The 21,707-nt window shown below is 40.3% G+C and carries 17 protein-coding genes, 2 tRNA genes and 1 pseudogene; 16 read left to right on the top strand and 4 right to left on the bottom strand.

Going from position 1 to position 21,707, the window contains the following annotated elements:
* Positions 1–15 precede the first annotated feature (15 nt).
* From rimO to HMPREF3034_RS00765, 7 genes are all read left to right on the top strand, one after another.
* A complete protein-coding gene (gene rimO, locus HMPREF3034_RS00795) occupies positions 16–1,317 on the top strand; it encodes a 30S ribosomal protein S12 methylthiotransferase RimO (RefSeq protein WP_062432429.1) in 1,302 nt (433 codons plus the stop codon).
* A complete protein-coding gene (locus tag HMPREF3034_RS00790) occupies positions 1,310–1,603 on the top strand; it encodes an HU family DNA-binding protein (protein ID WP_036897598.1) in 294 nt (97 codons plus the stop codon). The genes rimO and HMPREF3034_RS00790 overlap by 8 nt, the downstream gene beginning before the upstream one ends.
* Entirely contained in the window at positions 1,590–2,714 is a 1,125-nt protein-coding gene (locus tag HMPREF3034_RS00785; protein ID WP_052052858.1) for an HU family DNA-binding protein, read from the top strand. The genes HMPREF3034_RS00790 and HMPREF3034_RS00785 overlap by 14 nt, the downstream gene beginning before the upstream one ends.
* 587 nt (positions 2,715–3,301) lie before the next feature.
* On the top strand, positions 3,302–5,722 hold the full coding sequence (locus tag HMPREF3034_RS00780; RefSeq protein WP_062432426.1) for a TonB-dependent receptor: 2,421 nt from the start codon (positions 3,302–3,304) through the stop codon (positions 5,720–5,722).
* 64 nt (positions 5,723–5,786) lie between these two features.
* Entirely contained in the window at positions 5,787–7,235 is a 1,449-nt protein-coding gene (locus HMPREF3034_RS00775) for a hypothetical protein (RefSeq protein WP_062432441.1), read from the top strand.
* Between the two features lie 165 nt (positions 7,236–7,400).
* Positions 7,401–8,861, top strand: a complete 1,461-nt coding sequence (locus HMPREF3034_RS00770) for a hypothetical protein (RefSeq protein WP_062432423.1) — start codon at positions 7,401–7,403, stop codon at positions 8,859–8,861.
* 50 nt (positions 8,862–8,911) lie between these two features.
* Entirely contained in the window at positions 8,912–10,018 is a 1,107-nt protein-coding gene (locus HMPREF3034_RS00765; RefSeq protein ID WP_062432420.1) for a DUF4876 domain-containing protein, read from the top strand.
* Positions 10,019–10,259: 241 nt separating this feature from the next.
* On the opposite strand, the gene HMPREF3034_RS12465 is transcribed toward HMPREF3034_RS00765, so the two are convergent.
* The 3 genes and pseudogenes from HMPREF3034_RS12465 to HMPREF3034_RS00755 form a co-directional block, all read right to left on the bottom strand.
* Positions 10,260–10,400 carry a hypothetical protein gene (locus HMPREF3034_RS12465; protein WP_231725575.1) on the bottom strand — a complete coding sequence of 47 codons (141 nt, stop codon included), beginning with the start codon at positions 10,398–10,400 and terminating at the stop codon, positions 10,260–10,262.
* 179 nt (positions 10,401–10,579) lie between these two features.
* Positions 10,580–11,011, bottom strand: a pseudogene (locus HMPREF3034_RS00760) (site-specific integrase); the annotation flags it as partial.
* 83 nt (positions 11,012–11,094) lie between these two features.
* Positions 11,095–11,532: a hypothetical protein gene (locus tag HMPREF3034_RS00755; protein ID WP_036897587.1), complete on the bottom strand. Its 438-nt coding sequence runs from the start codon at positions 11,530–11,532 to the stop codon at positions 11,095–11,097.
* 132 nt (positions 11,533–11,664) lie between these two features.
* On the opposite strand from HMPREF3034_RS00755, the gene HMPREF3034_RS00750 reads away from it, so the two are divergent.
* The 9 genes from HMPREF3034_RS00750 to HMPREF3034_RS00720 all read left to right on the top strand — a co-directional run bounded on the left by HMPREF3034_RS00750 (position 11,665) and on the right by HMPREF3034_RS00720 (position 19,995).
* A complete protein-coding gene (locus HMPREF3034_RS00750; protein WP_036897584.1) occupies positions 11,665–13,326 on the top strand; it encodes a glycosyltransferase in 1,662 nt (553 codons plus the stop codon).
* 34 nt (positions 13,327–13,360) lie between these two features.
* Positions 13,361–15,922 carry an alpha-glucan family phosphorylase gene (gene glgP, locus HMPREF3034_RS00745; protein ID WP_036897582.1) on the top strand — a complete coding sequence of 854 codons (2,562 nt, stop codon included), beginning with the start codon at positions 13,361–13,363 and terminating at the stop codon, positions 15,920–15,922.
* A gap of 214 nt (positions 15,923–16,136) precedes the next feature.
* Positions 16,137–16,222 (top strand) — tRNA-Ser (locus HMPREF3034_RS00740).
* Positions 16,223–16,246: 24 nt separating this feature from the next.
* A tRNA-Glu gene (locus HMPREF3034_RS00735) sits at positions 16,247–16,318 on the top strand.
* 137 nt (positions 16,319–16,455) lie between these two features.
* Positions 16,456–16,779, top strand: a complete 324-nt coding sequence (locus HMPREF3034_RS00730; RefSeq protein ID WP_036897580.1) for a cupin domain-containing protein — start codon at positions 16,456–16,458, stop codon at positions 16,777–16,779.
* Positions 16,780–17,244: 465 nt separating this feature from the next.
* Positions 17,245–17,907, top strand: a complete 663-nt coding sequence (locus HMPREF3034_RS13100) for a carboxypeptidase-like regulatory domain-containing protein (protein ID WP_369796353.1) — start codon at positions 17,245–17,247, stop codon at positions 17,905–17,907.
* Positions 17,908–17,911: 4 nt separating this feature from the next.
* The gene (locus HMPREF3034_RS13095) at positions 17,912–18,295 is read left to right on the top strand and encodes a hypothetical protein (protein ID WP_369796352.1); all 384 of its coding nucleotides are present in this window, start codon (positions 17,912–17,914) and stop codon (positions 18,293–18,295) included.
* 199 nt (positions 18,296–18,494) lie between these two features.
* Positions 18,495–19,307 (top strand): TonB-dependent receptor domain-containing protein, encoded by an 813-nt coding sequence (locus HMPREF3034_RS13090; RefSeq protein WP_369796351.1) that lies wholly within the window; start codon positions 18,495–18,497, stop codon positions 19,305–19,307.
* A 295-nt stretch (positions 19,308–19,602) separates the two neighbouring features.
* Positions 19,603–19,995 carry a rhodanese-like domain-containing protein gene (locus tag HMPREF3034_RS00720; protein WP_062432417.1) on the top strand — a complete coding sequence of 131 codons (393 nt, stop codon included), beginning with the start codon at positions 19,603–19,605 and terminating at the stop codon, positions 19,993–19,995.
* Positions 19,996–20,050: 55 nt separating this feature from the next.
* Here HMPREF3034_RS00720 and proS read toward each other — a convergent pair whose 3' ends face one another.
* Positions 20,051–21,532, bottom strand: coding sequence for a proline--tRNA ligase (gene proS, locus HMPREF3034_RS00715; RefSeq protein WP_036897574.1), 1,482 nt, complete (start codon positions 21,530–21,532; stop codon positions 20,051–20,053).
* Positions 21,533–21,707: the final 175 nt, after the last annotated feature.

Below are 21,707 nucleotides of genomic sequence, written 5' to 3'. Positions count from 1 at the left end.
AATACTCCAAGTGTAATGAAGAAGAATCAGATAGATATAGTTACAATGGGTTGCTCTAAGAATCTCGTTGATAGCGAGCTTCTGATGAAGCAATTTGAAGCCAATGGCTATCATTGTGTTCACGATAGTCAACATCCACAAGGTGAAATAGCAGTCATCAATACTTGCGGTTTTATCGAGTCGGCCAAAGAGGAGAGCATCAATACCATCTTAGGATTTATAGAAGCAAAGAAAGAAGGACGCTTGAATAAACTCTTTGTGATGGGCTGTTTGAGTCAGCGCTATAAGGATGAACTGGAGAAAGAACTCCCTGAAGTAGACAAATTCTATGGGAAGTTCAACTATAAAACTTTACTTCAGGATTTGGGTAAGGCCGATATACCGTCTTGCGATGGTCATCGCCATCTCACGACACCGCATCATTATGCGTATGTGAAAATATCAGAAGGATGTGATAGGCATTGTGCTTACTGTGCCATTCCACTCATAACAGGAAAGCATGTAAGCCGTCCGCAAGAAGAAATTATCCAAGAAGTAAAAGAACTTGTTGCTTCCGGTGTAAAAGAATTCCAAATCATAGCCCAAGAACTTACCTATTATGGAGTCGATGTTGATGGCAAGCGTCATATTGCGGAGCTTATTTCTGCAATAGCAGAGATACCGGGGGTGAAATGGATACGCTTGCACTATGCATATCCCAATCAGTTCCCCTTAGAACTATTGGATGTCATTCGTGAACACGATAACGTTTGTAATTATCTTGATATAGCCTTACAACATATCTCTAATCACGTGCTTGATGCTATGCATCGCCATGTCTCGAAAGAAGAAACAATAAACTTGGTAAGGCAAATCAGAGAGAAAGTTCCCGGTATATGTCTGCGAACAACCTTATTGGTGGGATTTCCCGGTGAGACGGAAGAAGATTTCGAAGAACTATTAGAGTTTGTAAAACAAGCGCGTTTTGAACGTCTAGGTGCATTCATGTATTCAGAAGAGGAAGGCACTTATGGTGCCAAACATTATGCCGATGATGTTCCTACAGATGTAAAGCAGGAACGTTTGGATCGCTTGATGAAGTTACAAGAAGAAATCAGTACCGACTTAACCGCTCAACAAGTAGGCAAGACGCTTCGTGTTATCATTGACCGAAAGGAAGGCGAATATTATATTGGCCGGTCGGAGTTTAGTTCTCCTGAGGTAGACCCGGAAGTGTTAATCCCTGTTGCCAACCGAAAGTTGCGAGTAGGAAATTTCTATTATGTTCGAATTGTAGATAGTGATGAGTTTGATCTTTACGGAGAAGTAGATGAATAATAAGGAATACATTGCAGAATTAGCACAAAAGACCGGCTATACACAGGCCGATACGCAAAAGATGGTTAAAGCTGTTGTTGATAAGATGTTAGATGTTCTTATTGAAGAAGAGGCGGTCTCTGTAGCAGGATTTGGTACGTTTGAGGTAAAGAAACGGCTAGAAAGAGTCGTTATTAATCCTTCTACCGGGCAAAAAATGCTTGTTCCTCCAAAGTTGGTTTTAAACTTTAAGCCTAATGCGCAGATCAAAGAAATACTAAAAGAAGGAGGGAATGACAATGAATAGTAATGTATTTCTTTCAGAACTATATAGTTCTTTGGAGCAGAAGTTCAACCTTGATAAAGAGGCGGCACAGGCATTTGTAGAGCAAATGTTTGCGGTTTTGGGCGATGGTATACGTCATGATAAGCAAGTCAAGGTTAAAGGACTTGGTACTTTTAAGACTGTTTATGTGAGTGCTCGTGAGAGTGTGGATGTTAATACCGGTGAGCGCATTCTCATAGAAGGACGGGATAAACTTTCTTTCTCGCCAGAGTCTGGTGTCAAGGAATTGGTCAATAGACCATTCGCTCAGTTTGAAACTGTCGTAGTAAACGATGGAGTAGATGCAGATATGTTATCTTATGTAGAGTCGGAGGAAGTTAAAGACGAGCCAGAGAAAGTTTCGGAACCAGTCGTGTTACAAAAAGAACAATCTCAGACTGTTGTAGAAGAACCTATTATACAATCTGTTGTTGAATCCCCGAATCCTGTAGAGGAAACTGAGAGAAGTGCGCCTCAAGAAGAACCTCTACCTGAGATAGAAAAAGTGTTAGAGGATTCCGGTGAAAGACTTGTAGAGCAAACGAAAATAGAAGAGGAACAGGAAGAACGTTCTGAGCAGCGAAATTCTAAACTCCCTATTATTCTCTTGTCGGCATTGAGTGGATTATTCTTCTTACTATGTTGTTTTGGTGGTTATTTCTTGATGCGTGAATTAAATCGACGCGATGCTCTCATTAAGCAGTTGGTAACAGAACTTCGGGCAGAAAAGAAGACTGCAATGGAAATAAAACATCAGCCATCTTCAAAGATGGTGGAACCCATTAAAGTCGTTCCCCCTATTCAGGAAAAACCACAAGTGAAAGAGGTTGTTGCCCCAGAAAAGCCTGTGGTTCCATCTAATGGATATGCTTCGTTAGCTCAAAAAGATGCTAGAGTGCGCACAGGTGCCTATCAAATTGTTGGGATTAAAGAGGTTGTAACCGTCAAGAATGGACAAAATCTAAAGTCGATTAGTCGTACTTATCTAGGCCCGGATATGGAGTGCTACGTAGAAGTACTTAATGGAGTGAAGGAAGTTAAACCGGGAGATAAGGTAAAAATCCCTGAATTGAAATTAAAGAAGCGCAAGTAGGCCTTCTTCATAAATAATATGTACATCATTGCAAAGCCTTTTCAGTGTTGCTGAAAAGGCTTTGCTGTAATATTGAACGGACTATGCAAGATTGCTGTATAGCCATTGCAGTAATTGAATACTTGTTTTGTTGGAAATCTTATGAACCTTTATTGCATTGCGAAATATGGATGTTTGCAATCTAAGATGATTTCTAAAATACAACTAATTGGAAATAAAGAAGTTAGCTTGTTTGTTAAACTGAATAGGTAACAATTTGGAAACGAGCGAACTACTTGGTGTCGCTGTTTTCTGCCTAACAAAGAACGCTTGTTATTCTGTTTGCAAAGATAATACTTTGTTACCGAATAACAAGCGTTTTCAAAGAAATATTCACTCAGACCACATTCCAAACAAGAGGAACACGACTTAGCCAACAAGCTCGTCAACACCATCTGCTTTCACTAAAAGTAGTTATGCCCGTAAAAAGAAGCAACAAGAAAATACCTATTTTTGGGTATGTACATTCTTTTTCTGTATCGAGAAGTTGAAATACCTTTGCAACTCGAAAGTTTTTTTAGTATAATAACAATTATTAAGATAGTAAAATGTCGAAAAAAGAACAACGAACGCAAAAGATTCTATCGGCTCGAGACTCCCTTTTCAAGGGATGCTTGCTAATGCTGACGATGCTGTTTCTAAGCATCTCTGCCACAAAGGCACACAACGGCACGAACGCAAGCACAGATAAAGCCGAGGAAGGTAGCGTGACGCTTCAAATTACAGATACGCTAACGGGCGAACCCATATTAGGAGCCGTTGTAAAAGATAGCAACGGTAAGACATACGTCACCAACGAGTCGGGTACCTGCGCTATAAAGTTAGGCAACAGCGGCAAGAAGGTGAAAATCACTGTCACATTCGTAGGTTACAAGAGTTACACTTCCTATGTGTCAGCACAAACACGCACACTGAACATCAAACTAAAGGAAGATGCTCAGCTGTTAAGTGGAGTAACGGTGACATCTAAAAAGAGACACACCGACATCATGCAGCAAGCCAAGACTTTGGATCAAAGTATACTCGAAAAAGGTGGTGCCACCTCGTTGGCAAAAATGTTAGAGACCATTCCTGGCGTGAGCTCTATCAGTGCCGGTAGTACGGTGGCTAAACCTGTTATTCAAGGTATGCACAGCAGCCGTATTCTATTGATGAACAATGGAGTGAAATTGGAGAGCCAGAGTTGGGGTAACGACCATGCGCCAGAAATTGACTATACAGGTGCCAGCATGGTAGAGGTAGTAAAGGGTGCCGAATGTATTCGTTACGGTTTTGGTGCCATGGGTGGTGTGGTATTGCTCAACGATGCGCCCCTATCCTATGGGCATAACAAGCCTATCGTGAAAGGAGTTACCAACATCGGCTATGATACCAATGCCCGAGGAATAAGCGGTTCGGGAAGCATTGAAGCAGGTTGGAAGAATTTCGGTATGCGCCTGCACGGCAACTATACTCGTGGTGGTGATTACCATACGCCCGAATACATCATGAACAACACGGGCTACAATAACATCAGCATGTCTGCCATGGGTGGTTTTGAGAACAAGCGCATCACGGCAACCGTGCTTACGAGTTTGTTCTACCAACGCTCTGGTATCTATTTTGGCAGCCAAATATCCGACTTGGTACAACTACAAGAACGATTCCGCATTGGTCGTCCAACAGAGTCGTCATTGCAACCATTCAGTTATGAAATTGGCATACCCTTCCAGCAATCACAACACTTCACGCTGAAAGGTGAGGTGAAATATCGTATCAACCCAAAGCAATCGCTGGATTTGACTTTGTCGTTCCAAGAAAATTTGCGACAGGAGTATGAGAACCGTATGAAAAAGGAATGGAGCGTCATCCCGATGCAAGACCTTATATTGAAAACATACAAGGGCGACTTGTCATATCGTGCTTCATGGAAGCCTTACAAAATGTCCACCTTTGCAGGTGTATCAAACACATACCAAATAAACTACAACTTCCCAGGCACCAAGAATCCTGCCTTTGTACCAAACTTTGCCGCTCTCACCATGGGTGGTTTCCTGTTGCAAAAGGCTACTTTCTTTGAAAAATTGCAATGCGAATTGGGCTTGCGTTACGACTTTAGAGTAATGAGCGTGAGCGGTTACACCACGCTGAACAAGTACGACTATTACGATGACTTCAAGGTTTACAGCAACTTCACCTCGAGCTTTGCTACTCACTATCAGTTTAACGACAACTGGGACATGCGTGCAAACATCGGTTGGTCGTGGCGTCCACCAGACATCAACGAGCTTTACGCCGTCGGACTTCAAGAAGGGTCTTACTGGGTAGTGGGCAATAGAAACCTAAAGAGTGAGCGTGGTTGGAAGTCTATCTTAGGCGCAAGGTATCGCAACACATGGGTATCTGTAGAGCCAAGCATGTTCTACCAGCACATCAACAGTTATATATACGACCATATCGGCTATGGTGCTAATCGTTTTCATAACAGCCCAAGCGGAAAGTATGCCAAGTTTATGTATGATCAGGACGATGTGAAACTGTATGGTGGCGATATAGAAGCTACAGTAAATCCCATTAAAGGACTCAGTATCGTAGCAAAGGGCGAATGGATATTTGCACGCAACATAACACGAGACAACTGGTTGCCTTTCATGCCATCAGACAAGTATGGGCTGTCAGCCAACTACGAACATGTATTCGGTGCAGAGAAAAAGATAAAGGCATCGTTCTCTCTCTCTGGCAACTATGTTACAAAACAAGAACGTTTCGACCCCAACACGGATTTAGTGGCAGTATCGCCCGACCCCTACTTCCTGCTTGGCCTCACAGCAGATGTTGCCTTCAAGCTGCCCAGCAACAGGGAAATAAAGGTAATGTTGGTAGGCGATAACATTCTCAATACATTATATAAGGAATATACAGACCGATTTAGATATTATGCGCACGAGCGTGGCGTGAACTACTCTTTGCGCACAATCATTAAATTTTAAGAAAATGAAGTTACAATATAAAACAATAATGCGTTCAACTATTTTAGCTGTAGGATGCTGCTGCATGCTTGCCGCATGTTCTGCCAATGATGTTGATGATTTCTTGAAAAAAGTAGTAAAAGCTCCTCCTGCTTCTATCGAGTACAATGGCAAGGGACACTCACAGATATATGCAGTAAGTGCCGTACTTAGAATGGGGTTCAAAGGTGATAACATAAAAGTTGGAAACTTTGGTTCCGACAACAGTATAGACAACACATACGAGCAAGACTCGTACAACATGATAAGCGTGAACACGGATAAACCGACAGACTATCCGCTCATGCAACAAATTGAGATAAGTAAGGGCGACAATGGACAAATGCAAATTACCAGCCAGCGCGACCATTTTGATGTAGTTGCGTCAGATAGAGTTTATTACGGACTTGAGCTTACATATTATGGAGCCAACCACCAACAAATAAACGGTGAGTTCATACAGTTCTATTACAAGAAAAACGGAGACCCAGACCTCGACAATTCTACATTGGTACAACACCAACACTTCTTTACCATTGGCAACGAAGTATTGGAACACAGCTACACTGTAGATGGTAAAACCATATCCAAGAACAGTAAGCAAGGTTTTTATCCACACACGCTGGACAAGAAACCAACATACTATCCAGAGCTTACCTTTGAGATGGAGGGCGACAGGCTAAAGCCTTGCGACATTACCACGACCAGCGCACTGCTTGCACCTGAAAGTGGGAACAAATCAGAACTCATGCCGTTTGACAGCACGCTGATAGACAAAGCGATAAATATATTCCCTACGCTAAAAACAAATCAAGCTACATGGACAGAAGGTGGCTTTAAATTCTTTCAAACACTCACCATGCCACATGCGGCAGAACTTGCTAACAAGTTGTTTACATACCGATACCGAGATACCGACCCATTTGAGAAACAATTGGGATATGAATATCAAGAAGGTAGCGGTGACGGTGGCGTTGTAACAGATGGTACAAACGCACTGAGACAAAGACAAGGCGATTTCGTGGAATTGCTGCACCAATGTAGGAAAATAGGTACAGGTCCAAACAATTTGGACAGAATGGGATTCAAGGGAGTTCTACAGTTTAGCCAAGCCAACACCGAATTTGCTATGCAAATAAGCCTATGCAACATCGTATCACAAATGGATAAATCAAAGAATGCGATTTGGCCCAAATATGGAAATGATAACCAAAAAGATGCTGACTCAAAGACTTGTTCTGAAATTCCAACATTAGGAAATGGAGAAGGTAGAGGACTTTATAATTTTAATGAAATAAAATCAGAATGGAGCAATCACGACATTGACATTCCTTTAACATTCCGTGTCATTGCAGACATGAAAGATGGAGACGAGAAGTTCGTGGAAGATTTCAAAAAGTTCTATCCTCACATGGATACGAATGAAATCAAGAATTATTTCTTCAATCCTCAATATTTGCTGTCAAGGAATCGTAAGAATATATTCGTTATGTAGACTTCAGCTAAAAGGAAGGCATTTGCGCATCATCATTCCTCACATGGCTGACACGTTCTCCTAACTAAGGAAAATTTACATACACGGCTAAAAGGAGTAAGAGTATTTAGCAAAATGCCAATTATACTGGACTATCTAATCAAGATATTTACATAAAATAATAAAATGAAAAAATATAGTTTTTGTTTCATTCTTATATTGATGCTATGTACATCATGTGATGATTTCATCTTTGGTAACATGAACATCAATTACAACGAAAACCCACTTGAACACAAAGAAGTACCACACAGCGGTGCGGATGCCATGGTTGACAGCTTGAAGAAAAAAGCTCCCTTTGGTGATGCCATGAATAATCCCGACCAAGATGGCGCATTCAACAACTGGGCTCGCTGCTTAGTCATGTTCAAAGAGGGACACTCACACGGAGATGAAAAATTTCATGGCAATTATGTTTACCCAGCAGCGCCATGGAGACAAGAAGAATTTGTCATAGTAGAAAACAACTCACAAAAGTTTCCTACTGTAAAGGTGGAATGGGAAAAGAGTATTCAAACTGTTTTTGAAAAGAAGTTAGGCACGCCTACTCCCCAGCAGCCTTACATTCGCCTTATAGGTGGAGATAAAAACCTTTGGGGTATATGCTTGTACTTCTTGGATAAAGACGGGAAGTTGCTTAACGATGAGATATACAAGCACTCTGATGAGTATCAAATATTCTTTACCATCAGTGACGTGGACGATAAGGGCAACCCCTATAAGGTAATGGATTGTAGAGGTACATGGGAAGCTGACAAAAATGGGAAAGATGGCAAAGTAGATGAGCATCCTGTCGTATCACCTTATTTCGAAAGAGTAGATAAGAAAGAAAGTTTAGGTCACGATATCTTCATGCGTAGACAAAATGCAACCAAGAATTTGTTTGAATATGCCTATCGTGACACATGGCATCAGAATGCCATGGCTGACGGTATGCGCGAGTTTTACAACATTCGTCTGTTACCTCCACTCGATGCTACAGATGCTAATACCTGTGCCACATACGATAAGGACTGTGTTGGTCTGAAGGGGCATATCAACTTCTATTATGAAGCAAACGAACCAACATCAAATAAGCGTAATGAAATAGACGGACGATACGGGGCTGGAGTAAATAATGATACATGGCCATTCATGGTAAGAGGTTTTTCTGGTGACCCTGTACCATACAGCCGTCCTTCATACATATTGCCCTACTTCTATCTTTCCGTAAGAGTTATGAAATGTCAAAAGGGAAAGAAAGCATATATTCCTAAGGCTACCATTGCCAAAGACAAGGAGCTGGACTATGCTGGATATTGGGATTGGATGAAGAGCGAAAAAGCCTGCGCACCATTCTATAATCCTTTTTGGCAATCGAAGAATACGACCCTTGAGGTTCCTGAATGGAAAGAGCTTATACGCTTTAATATACCAATCAAGGTGTATTGCAATAGGTTCGATTCCGATCCGACAAACGTATCACCAACAGAACCATATTATTTCTACTTAGGCAGAGAGATTGGATTGACAGGAAAACAAGCATACGAAGCGAGCCAAAATGTTAAGACACATGGCTTTGGCGCTTTTGGCAACTGGTTCCTCTAATTCATACAATAATTATAAATAACAATCATTAATATAAAGAAGACAAACAAATGAAGAAGATGATTCTATGCGCATTGGCAACAATTGCGCTTTTCGCAAACTGTACACGTGACGGACAACCAGAAGAAAAGAAAAATACCGCTGAGACAGAAAGCGCAGACCTGATTATAAAAGACATTTACTATGCTGGAGACTTCGTGGTGAACCCTAACGGCTATAAAGATGAAGAAACGGAAGACAAGTTTATTTCCGTCTACAACCCTACCGACCATGACATAAGTCTTGAGAATATGGCTTTGGCACTATGTCAGTACAACGCCGTAGACAAAGTCATTTTTGACAAGCCTAATAGCGATTATAGACAGAAAGCATTTGGCGTTTCCAATATGATTGGTTTCCCAAAAGATAAAAGTGGCATGCCATACACCGTAAAAGCAGGCAAAACTATTGTTATTGCCATGAGAGCCATCAATCATGCGGAAGGATTCAAGAAGTATTTGAAGGGGTATCAAGCAGATCCAACCCAATACAAAGGTATCGAAAAACTGATCGACCTTTCCAAAGCCGACTTTGAATGGGGACAGGATGGTAACGAAAACGTTCCACACATGACGTTCCTCTATTGTATGGAAGACTACAATGAGCAAGAAAAACGAATGAAAAAGAACAAATCGAAAGTCGGAGTATGGGATGAAGACGACGATGCGGGGAGTTCTTTCGGATTTGAGCGTAACTTCACCATTGCGCTGATACGTTTGGCAGAACCTATTGAGAAGATAAAAGAGAATATGACCGATGAAAAAGTAAATGAAGCATTGCTAAAAGGAATCGAAGAGCCGATGGCAAAATATGGACGCTATGTTACGTGGAGCGAGAGTGGACAACACTACCATTCACAAATACTTATGTTCTTACCGAACCAATGGGTTATTGACGCCGTAAATGTAAGGTTTAACGGAGCTTCTACTGATAAAGAATTCCCGATATCGGGTACTCTGGACAAAGGTTGGAATGGCGTTTACAAAAATGCTGATGATAAGATAGACGTTGGTGCAGGCAAGATGATTACTCGACGTTTTAATGGAAAAAGATTTTCCGATACAAACGACTCATCGGTTGACTTTGAGGTCAAGAAAGTAGTTGTACCTACGAAATAAGAAGGCATGAGCATTATAAATGCCTGCCTTCTCTTACTAAACTTCATAAAATAACCTGAGTTCGGTATAAGAAATTCTTCAAAAAAGTTGTAGGAGTGGAATGTTTTTCGTATCTTTATAGTTGATAATCAAAGTATTAACGAAAAATATCCACTCCTATGAATAGTACAAATTTAATAGAAATATTCTGTATTCTTGATGAATTCTGCAAGCTTTTTGCTCCTCAACTCAAAAACGTCTGTTAGACGAGTCTAGTAAGCATCGCCGAAACCGTCCGTGTGTAATGAGCGATAGTGAAATAATGACTATCCTCATCATGTATCATCAGTCTCATTACATAGATCTCAAAACGTTCTATCTTCATGAGATTTGTGAACATCATCGTTCCGAATATCCCCATACACTATCCTATAACCGATTTGTCGAGCGTCAGCAAAAGGTAAATATGCTCTTGTTGATATTTCTACAGACATGTACCCTCCCTTAGTCTTTTGTCTGTTGATATAAAGCAGTGTTTTGAATGTACTTCTCATCATGATTTTAGTTTTAATGCTACTATTGCTAAATGCTCATCTGCATATCCTCTGTGAAAGAAAGGAAACGCTCAAACTCCACAAACAGCTTCTGTGGCGTAACCTTTGCGTACCGCTCGGTCATACTCACGTTACTATGCCCCAACATCTTGCTTACCGTTTCTATCGGTACTCCTTGTTCAAGGGTAATGAGCGTGGCAAAGGTATGCCTTGCCGTATGCGTGGTAAAGGGAAAGGCTATGCCTGCTCTTAGGCGCAATGCTTTAAGATACGATTGATAGGTGGCATATTTCATCTGTGGCAATAGGCTTTCCCTTTCATCGCTCTTGTACTTCTCTATTATCCTGATGGCTTCGGGCTACAACTTGATACGACAAAGTACGCCTGTCTTCTGCCTGTTGAACTTCAGCCAAAGACTTCCCTCATCATCACGGACAAGATACGACCTGTTTAACTCCATTTTTCACTCATTATCAGATAGTTTTCGCATTATACGATAATTCTTCATTTTCCTTGATTAGTTGCACGCAAATGAGAGAAATACTACCGGGTGAGCGGGGACTCTTGGAGGACGAAAGTGAGTGATTTCGGGAGCTTGACCCATTTCCGATTGACTACAATCTTGATGTTACTGCCACTTTTCTGGGTTAATATATAGTTGCCATCCTTACTTTTTGACAACGTTGCAGTAAGATCTTCGCTTCCATAATCATTTGATATTTCTAGATTTGCAGTGTTTGGAGAAACTAAATCTGCGCTGATAATTAGCCATTTTCTAGTGTCTCTTATCGCTCCGAGATAACCGGGGAGTTCTCCGAAAACCTCTTGATCTTTAACCAAAACATTGTTATCATAGAAGTTCATGTATATATATACTTGATATTCTTGATTGTATAAATATCCTTGAAAGTTCTTGTCTCTTTGAGCAAAAACGATGAGCGAAAAAGTGAGACAAAGCCAAATAGAAAATATTCTTTTCATCGTGTGTAACTAATTGATTATTGCAAAGATAATTGTTTACATCAAGAAAAGAGCCTGTTTAATCAAATATTAGGATTTAAAGTTGTCAAATTAGATAATTTATATTAAATTTGAAGCGATATTAGACTTATCATGAGTAAAGAAAAAAGATTTCCCGATTATATATTTGAATCTAGTTGGGAAGTGTGTAACAAAATTGGTGGTATATACGCAGTACTTTCTACGCGTGCCAAAACATTGCAAGCGCTGCTAGGTGATCAACTCATATTTATCGGCCCGGATTGTTGGAAGGATACAGAAAGTCCTTTTTTTGAAGAAGATGATGCCATTTATGCCGATTGGCTTGTACAGGCTAGGCAAGAAGGGCTTCACGTTCGTATTGGACGCTGGATGATTCCCGGTCGTCCGGTTGCCGTCTTGGTGGATTTTACCCCATATTATCAGCAGAAGAATTATATATATAGTCAAATGTGGGAAGATTTCCAAGTGGATAGTCTCCATGCTTATGGCGATTACGATGAGGCATCAATGTTCTCGTATGCTGCTGCTAAAGTAGTGGAAAGTTTCTACCATTTCTATTTAAATGAGCAGTCGCAAGTGATTTATCACGGTAACGAGTGGATGACTTGTTTAGGCCTTTTATATGTTCAGAAGCATCTGCCACAGGTTGGTACCATTTTCACGACCCACGCAACAAGTATCGGTCGCAGTATAGCCGGTAATAACAAACCTCTATATGAATATCTATCAGCATATCAGGGTGATCAGATGGCTGCGGAATTGAATATGCAAAGTAAACATTCGGTAGAGAAACAAGCAGCCATGAATGTAGACTGTTTTACGACTGTGAGTGACATTACTGCTGCCGAATGTCGAGAACTGCTGGACAGACCAGTAGATTGTGTGTTGCCTAATGGATTTGAAGACAATTTTGTTCCTAAGGGTGCTGCCTTTACGAAGAAGCGTAAAGAGGTTCGAACCAAAATGTTGAGAATTGCCAATGCTTTGTTGGGAACAGATTTGGGAGATGATACTTTACTTGTAGCTACGAGTGGGCGCTATGAATTTAGAAACAAAGGCATAGATGTTTTCATCGAAGCTATGAATAGGTTGCGATTTGATACGAATCTTCAGAAGAATGTCATAGCGTTTATAGAGGTGCCCGGCTGGGTAGGAGATGTACGTCAAGATCTGAAAGAACGATTGGACTCTGGCAAGAAATACGATACTCCGTTACCGGAACCGATGCTGACTCACTGGTTACATAATTCTCAAGAAGATTGTGTCTTGGGAATGGCTAGATATCTTGATATACAAAATAGGGTAGAAGATAAGGTGAAGTTGATTTTTATACCTTGTTATCTGAATGGCGATGATGGTATTGTCAATATGCCTTATTATGATGTAGTGTCTGGTAATGATCTTTCGGTATTCCCATCATATTATGAACCTTGGGGATATACGCCATTAGAGTCGATAGCCTTTAAGGTGCCTTGTATCACGACAGATTTAGCTGGGTTTGGCCTGTGGGCAAATGCAGAAAAAGGTAAACCATGTAAGTTAATTGATGGAGTAGAGGTGATTCACCGAACCGATTATAATTATTCGGAGGTGGCTGATGATATTAAGAATGCGATAGTTACTTATGCCTCTTTTGATGATGCGACCGTGAGAAAGGCTCGTATGCATGCAAGTAACCTGTCGAAGAGAGCGCTTTGGGATAAGTTTATTGCTTATTATAAGGTAGCTTATGATATAGCTTTGTCAAAAGCGGCATCTCGAAAGAATAGATAAAAGATAGTATAAAATTATTATAATAAAATATTTTATGAAAATTAAAGCTGATTATACGAATGCTCCGCAGTGGAAAGAGCTGACTATTAAATCAAGGCTTCCAGAACAGCTACAGTGTCTAAATGAGCTTGCTCAGAATATGTGGTGGGCTTGGAATTATGAGGCACGCGATCTCTTTAAGAGTCTTGATGCAAAACTTTATGAAGAAGTGGGTCATAATCCAGTGTTATTGTTGGAACGTTTGAGTTACGACCGTAAGGAACAGATTGTGAAAGACAAGGCTACGATGAAGAAGGTGAAAGACATTTATGCAAAGTTCCGTGCTTACATGGATGTGAAACCTAATGCAGAGCGCCCATCGGTAGCGTACTTCAGTATGGAGTATGGCATCAATCAGGTAGTTAAAATTTATTCAGGCGGTCTTGGTATGTTGGCTGGTGACTATCTGAAGGAAGCTTCGGATAGTAATGTCGATATGTGTGCCGTGGGCTTCTTGTATCGTTATGGCTACTTCACTCAGTCGTTAAGTATGGACGGTCAGCAGATTGCCAAGTATGAAGCGCAGAACTTTAATTCGCTTCCAATCGAGCGTGTCTATAATGAGGATGGGAATCCGATGGTTGTTGATGTACCTTATTTGAACTATCAAGTCCATGCAAGTCTTTGGTGCATGAATGTGGGACGTATCAAATTGTATCTCTTGGATACAGATAATGAGATGAACTCTGAATTTGATAAGCCTATTACACATGCTCTCTATGGTGGTGACTGGGAAAACCGTTTGAAGCAAGAAATTCTCTTGGGTATTGGTGGTATGCTGGCTTTGAAGAAGCTTGGCATCAAGAAAGATGTATATCATTGCAATGAAGGTCATGCTGCTTTGTGTAATTTGCAGCGCTTGTGTGATTATGTAGACGAGGGACTTAGCTTCAATCAAGCAATGGAGTTGGTTCGTGCTTCTTCACTTTATACCGTTCATACACCGGTACCTGCAGGGCATGACTATTTTGACGAGGCTTTATTTGGAAAATATATGGGTGGATATCCATCTCGTCTAGGTATTTCATGGGATGAGTTTATTGGTATGGGACGTGAGAATCCGGATAACCATGAAGAGCGTTTCTGCATGTCTATCTTTGCATGTAACACTTGCCAAGAGGTTAATGGCGTAAGTAAGTTGCATGGATGGGTAAGTCAAAAGATGTTTGCTCCTATCTGGAATGGTTATTTCCCAGAAGAGAATCATGTCGGATATGTAACCAATGGTGTCCATCTTCCAACTTGGACAGCGACAGAATGGCGTAAGGTATACGACAAATACTTTGATGCCTCATTTATGAGCGACCAGAGTAATGAGAATATTTGGCATGCTATCAACGATGTTCCTAATGATGAGATATGGAACACACGTATGACTTTGAAGAAAAAGTTGGTAGATTATATACGTGAAAAGTTCACAGAGTCTTGGCTGAAGAACCAAGGCGATCCTTCAAGAGTGGTGTCATTATTGGAGCGCATTAACCCTAATGCGTTGATGATAGGTTTCTGTCGTCGCTTCGCAACTTATAAACGTGCTCACTTGTTGTTCACCGACCTTGATAGATTGGCTAAAATTGTAAATGATCCAGAGCATCCTGTACTGTTCTTCTTCTCTGGTAAGGCTCACCCTGCAGACGGTGCTGGACAAGGATTGATAAAGAAAATCTTTGAAATTAGCCAACGTCCGGAATTCCTCGGTAAGATTATCTTCCTAGAAGATTATGATATGCAGTTGGCTCGTCGACTTGTTTCGGGTGTTGATATTTGGATGAATACGCCGACACGCCCTCTTGAAGCTTCTGGTACATCTGGTGAAAAGGCAGAGATGAACGGTGTTGTAAACCTCTCTGTGCTTGATGGCTGGTGGGTAGAAGGTTATCGTGAGGGTGCTGGTTGGGCTCTGCCACAGAAACGTACCTATGATAATCAAGGCTATCAGGACCAGTTGGATGCAGCAACTATCTATAGCTTGTTGGAGAATGAGATTATACCTCTTTATTATAATAAGAATAAGAAGGGGTATAGCGAAGCTTGGTTGAAGGTGGTGAAGAACTCCATTGCGACCATTGCACCTCATTATACTATGAAGCGACAGCTAGATGATTACTATGAGAAGTTCTATCAGAAGGAAGCAGAACGCTCTAAGAAATTGCTGGCAAATGGATATCAACTAGCTAAGGAAATTGCAGCATGGAAGGAAACTGTGGCAGAACGCTGGGATTCAATTCATGTTGTATCTAAAGACACACAGTTTATAGAGAATGGAGGAGAGACTGGCGTTGAGACGACTATTAAATATGTTATCGATGAACAAGGTCTAAATGATGCTGTAGGATTGGAACTCGTTATTCTAAAGAATAGCCAAAGTGACGATGAACATGAGATTTATAGTGTTCGCGAATTTAAGATGGTAGGGCATGAAGGTAATCTTTATACTTTCGAAGCTACTATTGAACCTAGCGACGCTGGTGCATTCCGTACTTGTGTTCGTATGTATCCTAAAAATGAGAAGCTGCCACATCGTCAAGACTTCTGCTATGTGAAGTGGCTTGACTAATATTGTCGTAGGCAAATACATATATAATAATGAGCTCGGTGATTACCGGGCTCATTTTATTGATGCCTCTATATACTTATATGGTAAGAAAGTGGAAAGAATGAAATAGTCAATAAAAAACTATAGAATAATTTTGGTGATATTGAATATTTGCATTACCTTTGCACCGCATTTAAGAACAATGCTTGGTAAGTTCGGTTTAAAACCAATCTTTGGAAGGATGGGTGAGTGGCTGAAACCACCAGTTTGCTAAACTGACGTACGGGTTCCGTACCGGGGGTTCGAATCCCCCTCCTTCCGCAAGTGCCGTTCTTAATGCAAACCGGTCGGTTCATCTAACGGTTAGGATACAAGATTCTCAATCTTGGCATACGAGTTCGATTCTCGTACCGACTACGAAAGCTGCTTTATAAGCAGCTTTTTTTATGCCTATTTGTGTAGGTTGGTAACATTTGTTACTACATTCTCCTTTTTTACTTCATGGCATTTAATTTGTTGGATTAGATGTATAGAAACCAATAAATGATAGAGTTATGGCAAAGGTAGAAAAAGGAAAAGTTTTCATTGTAGGTGACCTTATAGCATATACGGAAGGTGGTGTGGTGTCGAAAGAGCTGATTCATAATGATATGGGGAGTATTACATTGTTCTCATTTGATGAAGGACAAGGACTTTCTGAACATATTGCACCCTATGATGCGTTTATTCAAGTAATTGAAGGGGAAATGGAATTGACTGTCGAAGATAGTTTACATATTATAAAAAAAGGTGACTCTTTTATTATTCCTTGTGGGGCGCGACACGCTGTTCATGCCGCTAAGCCATTTAAGATGTTATTGACCATGATTAGAGGATAGAGAAATGGTTTTGTATAGAATTACTTTGTAAGATAGCAATAATTCTCTACCTTTGTGCACTATCAGGATTAGGGCACGAAGAAGAATACTAGAGGCGTGGCTATTATTGGTGGCTTTTGCACCGATATTAGTCATGTCTTCTGTTCATGTGCATTCTTCTCTACCTGCAACAGAAAAGGAGTGTGCAGCTTGTTTATATCATATCAAGCATGCAAGTCATTTAGATTCTCAAGCAAGAAATCAAGAAATCTAGATTTTTGCGCACTTTGTCAATTTCATAGTTTCTTATTTATACCAGTGATTATCCTATTTAGTGCATTTTCCACCAATAAGTATTTGGGAAAATGCATTGATAGATGTAGTAATAGAGTTGCCGGTTATACAATTTTCTTTTCAAGGTGTGCTCCTCCTAGGTTTGTAATCTATTGAAATGATAGTTTTTATAAACAAAAGTATACATGCATTATGAAGAAGAATTTATTAGTGTTATTGTTATCCTATATCTGCATGATGACAGTAGCTGCCCCTGTAGTAGGGAAAGCCACCCTCTCAGGACAAGTGTCGGATGCCATTGATGGTAGTCCGTTGACAGGTGTTGTTGTTACCTTTCCGGAATTAAATATAGGAGCAACCACAAATGAAAAAGGATATTATTTATTTGACAATCTGCCACAACGTAAGTTAACAGTACAAGTTACTTACATTGGACATCGAGTTATAGTGGAAAATATAGACCTTACAACTACCCACGTTAGAAATTTCTTGATGGAAGAAACGAATGCTATGATCAACGAAGTTGTTGTGACAGGTATTACTGGTAAGGCATTATTGAAGGAGATGCCGACTCCTGTAACGCTTGTTAGTCAGCGTGAATTGCAGATGACTCAGTCTAGTAATATCATCAATGCCTTGGCACATCAGTCCGGTATTGCAGAGATTACAACTGGAAATGGAATATCTAAGCCTGTGGTTCGGGGACTTGGTTTCAATCGTGTAGTTGTAGTTAACGATGGAGTAAGACAGGAAGGACAGCAATGGGGAGATGAACATGGTATCGAAATAGATGGGCAAACCGTATCTTCTGTAGAGATATTGAAAGGGCCCGGCGAGCTTAATGTATGGTTCTGATGCGATGGCCGGAGTGTTAATATTTCATGATGCTCCTGCATTGGCAAAGGGAGAAATGAGAGCTAATGTGTCCGGTGAATACCAATCCAATAATTCTTTGCGTGATTATTCGCTTGATTTTGCTGGTAATCAAAATGATTTTGTTTGGAATTTCCGATTCTCAGACAAGTATGCAGGCGAATATCAAAATAAGTATGATGGTAAGGTGAAGAATTCGCAATATACGGAAAAGGGGATAAATACCATGCTCGGAATTAATCGTAGTTGGGGATATTCACATTTAAATATAGATTATTATTATCTTAAACCGGGCATTGTAGAAGGTGAGCGTGATGAGACTACCGGAGAATTTGAGGATGAGACGCCATTCCAACACGTAAAACCCTAAAAGCAGTCATTGATAATACGGTGTATCTTGGCTCTGGTTCTCTGAAATCCATTGTGGGATACCGCACAATAGAAGGCAGGATTTCGAGGAATCTCCAACTACTACGGGATTGGATTTCATGCTTCATACCATCAACTATGATGTACATTACGAGGTACCACAACTCGGTGGCTAGCGATGGAACTTTGGTACGAATGGTATGTATCAGCGTTCGTTGAATAAAGGTGATGATTTTTTGATACCAGCTTATACTCTTTTTGATATTGGAGCCTTTGCTACGGTAGGACTAAAGATAGATAATTGGAATATCAGCGCAGGTCTACGATATGATAATCGAAATCTGCATAGCTTTAAACTTGGTGATGTTTTTGAGAAAATATCGCGTAATTTCTCTAGTTTAACCGGAAGTGTAGGAGCTACTTATTCGGTAAGTGATGTTGCTATTAAATTAAATTTAGCGCGTGGTTTCCGTACTCCTACAGTGGGTGGACTGGCTTCTAATGGTGTTCATGAAGGAACTATTCAGTACGTGATTGGAAACAAAGAATTGGATCCTGAGTATAGTTGGCAAATTGATTTAGGCCTTGATTATACCTCAAAGCTTCTTTCTACCCAGTTAAGTTTGTTTGCAAACTTCATAGACAGCTTTATTTTTAATCATAAATTAAATGGAGTTAAGACAGAAGGATACGATACTTACCAGTACACCCAAGGCAATGCAAGGCTTCTTGGCGGAGAGTTTAGCATTGATTTCCACCCTGTTCGGAAGTTGCATTTCGAGAATACATTCTCCTATGTTAATGCTGTTCAAGCCCATCAACCCAAGGATTCTAAGTATTTACCCTATACTCCTGCACCTCGATGGACATCTGAATTGAACTATACTTTTATCAATGATGGAAAGGTTTGGGATAATACTTATGCAGCAGTATCTATGGAGTGTAATCTCCGACAAAATCATTTTATGCGGCAGATGAGACAGAGACGGCAATACCTTCGTATACTTTACTGAACTTATCGGCTGGTACAGATTTTAAAGTGAAAGGGAAAAAGGTTGCCACTTTAATCTTAACACTGAACAATGTGTTTGACCGCGCTTATCAGAATCATCTAAATCGCCTAAAATATGTAGCTATCAACAATGTAACTGGGAGACGCGGAGTATTTAATATGGGGCGTAATTTTGGAATAAAATTGATAGTTCCACTATCGCTATAGGAATGATGACGAGCGAAAGTAACTTTGCTTGTTTCTGCTGTAGTATCATATTAATTTCTTATATTTGCATCATCAAATAGAAAAAATATATGAAGTGTAAATTGATAAAGATGTTGACGGCTCTCTTGGGATTGACAGGGGCCGCCTGCGTACAGAAGAATATCCCTGCAAATGCCATTGTAACGGTGGATGCAGTTAGTTTCGAGAAGGCTCTATCAGATGTGAATGCTCAAATAATAGACGTTAGAACATCAGAAGAATTTGCCGAAGGACATATTGAAAAAGCTCTGAATATAGATGTTACTCAGTCTGATTTTATCGAAAAAGCAAAAAAACAATTAGATAAAAGTAAAACGAGTTATGTTTATTGCAGAAGTGGTAGGCGCAGTATGATGTCTGCAGATCTTCTTTCTAAAGAAGGTTTTAAGGTGGTCAATCTAAGAGGTGGCTATTTGGAATGGCAGAGTTACAAAGATAAATAAAGATATTATCTTATAAAACAAATAAAGGGATGTCAATTGACATCCCTTTATTTGTTTAGTAACTTCTTGCGATGATCACTCGATATTTTGCCGGTTTACCACTTACCATGTCTGTTCCGGGCGTTTGTTCAAATGCAAATGGAACGCATCGAATGGTAGCTTGTGTCTCTTCTTTAATCTTAGCCTCAGTCTCTTCTGTTCCATCCCAGTGGCACAAGAAGAATCCACCATCTTTAACTTTTTCCTTGAAGACCTCGTAGTCATCGCACTCTGTGATTCTACTATCACGATAAGTCTTTGCTTTCTCCAAGAGGTTTGACTGAATATCTTCGAGCAATTTTGTTACACGTTCAACGATACCATCAAAAGAAACATTCTCTTTGTCAAGTGTATCTCTTCTCATGATTTCGATGGTATTATTCTCTAGATCTCGTCCACCCATCACAAGTCTTACCGGAACACCCTTTAGTTCGTAGTCAGCAAATTTGAATCCGGGACGTTTGTTGTCTGCATCATCAAACTTAACGGTAACACCTAATGCTTTAAGTTGGCTGATAACAGGATTTAATTTCTCTGTAATGGCAGCCAATTGTTCCTGATTTCTAGAAATAGGAATGATGACAACTTGAATCGGCGCAAGCTTTGGAGGTAGCACAAGTCCATTGTCATCAGAGTGGACCATGATGAGGGCACCCATCAAACGAGTTGAAACTCCCCACGAAGTGGCCCATACATATTCCGGCTTGTTTTCTTTATTTAAGAATGTAACATCAAAACTTTTTGCGAAATTCTGCCCAAGGAAATGGCTTGTTCCGCTTTGAAGAGCTTTACCATCCTGCATCATTGCTTCGATAGTGTAGGTATCTAGTGCTCCCGCAAATCTTTCAGTTTCGCTCTTTACACCCTGAATTACAGGGACAGCCATCCAATTCTCAGCAAAATCAGCATATACATGGAGCATCTTCTTTGCTTCTTCTTCAGCTTCTTCTCTTGTCGCGTGGGCTGTATGACCTTCCTGCCAAAGGAACTCACTCGTACGGAGGAATGGACGAGTTCTCATTTCCCAGCGCATCACGTTGCACCATTGATTACACATCAAAGGCAGATCGCGATAAGAGTGAATCCAATTTCTATATGTATTCCAAATGATAGTCTCTGATGTTGGACGAATGATTAACTCCTCGTCCAACCTAGCTGAAGGGTCAACTTCAACGCTACTACCATCTTCGCTTGATTTTAGACGATAATGGGTGACGACCGCACACTCCTTAGCGAAACCTTTTACATGTTCTGCTTCTTTCGATAGGAATGATTTAGGAATAAGAAGTGGGAAATAAGCATTCTGTGCACCAGTTTCTTTGAACATCTTATCCAGTTGCTCTTTCATTTTTTCCCAGATTGCAAATCCGTATGGTTTAATAATCATACAACCGCGTACTGGAGCTTGTTCAGCCAAATCTGCCTTGATTACCAAATCATTATACCATTGACTATAATTGTCAGCGCGTTTGGTTAAATCTTTTAGTTCTGTCGCCATCGTTTATTTGTTTTATTATGTTTTAGGGAAAACTATACTATCGAATAGGTGTTTCCCTTATTTTCTAATGTAAATATCTAATTATATTTGTAGCGCAAAAGTACGAAAAAAAGTTGGTTATCGCATGAGGTTGAGCGAAAAACTACTATCTTTGCATTGTGAAATATAATGATAT

This window comes from Prevotella sp. DNF00663 (assembly GCF_001553265.1).
Classification (GTDB): Bacteria; Bacteroidota; Bacteroidia; order Bacteroidales; family Bacteroidaceae; genus Prevotella.
Note: the sequence above shows the minus strand (reverse complement) of the source record. Positions and strands in the feature narration are given on the sequence as shown.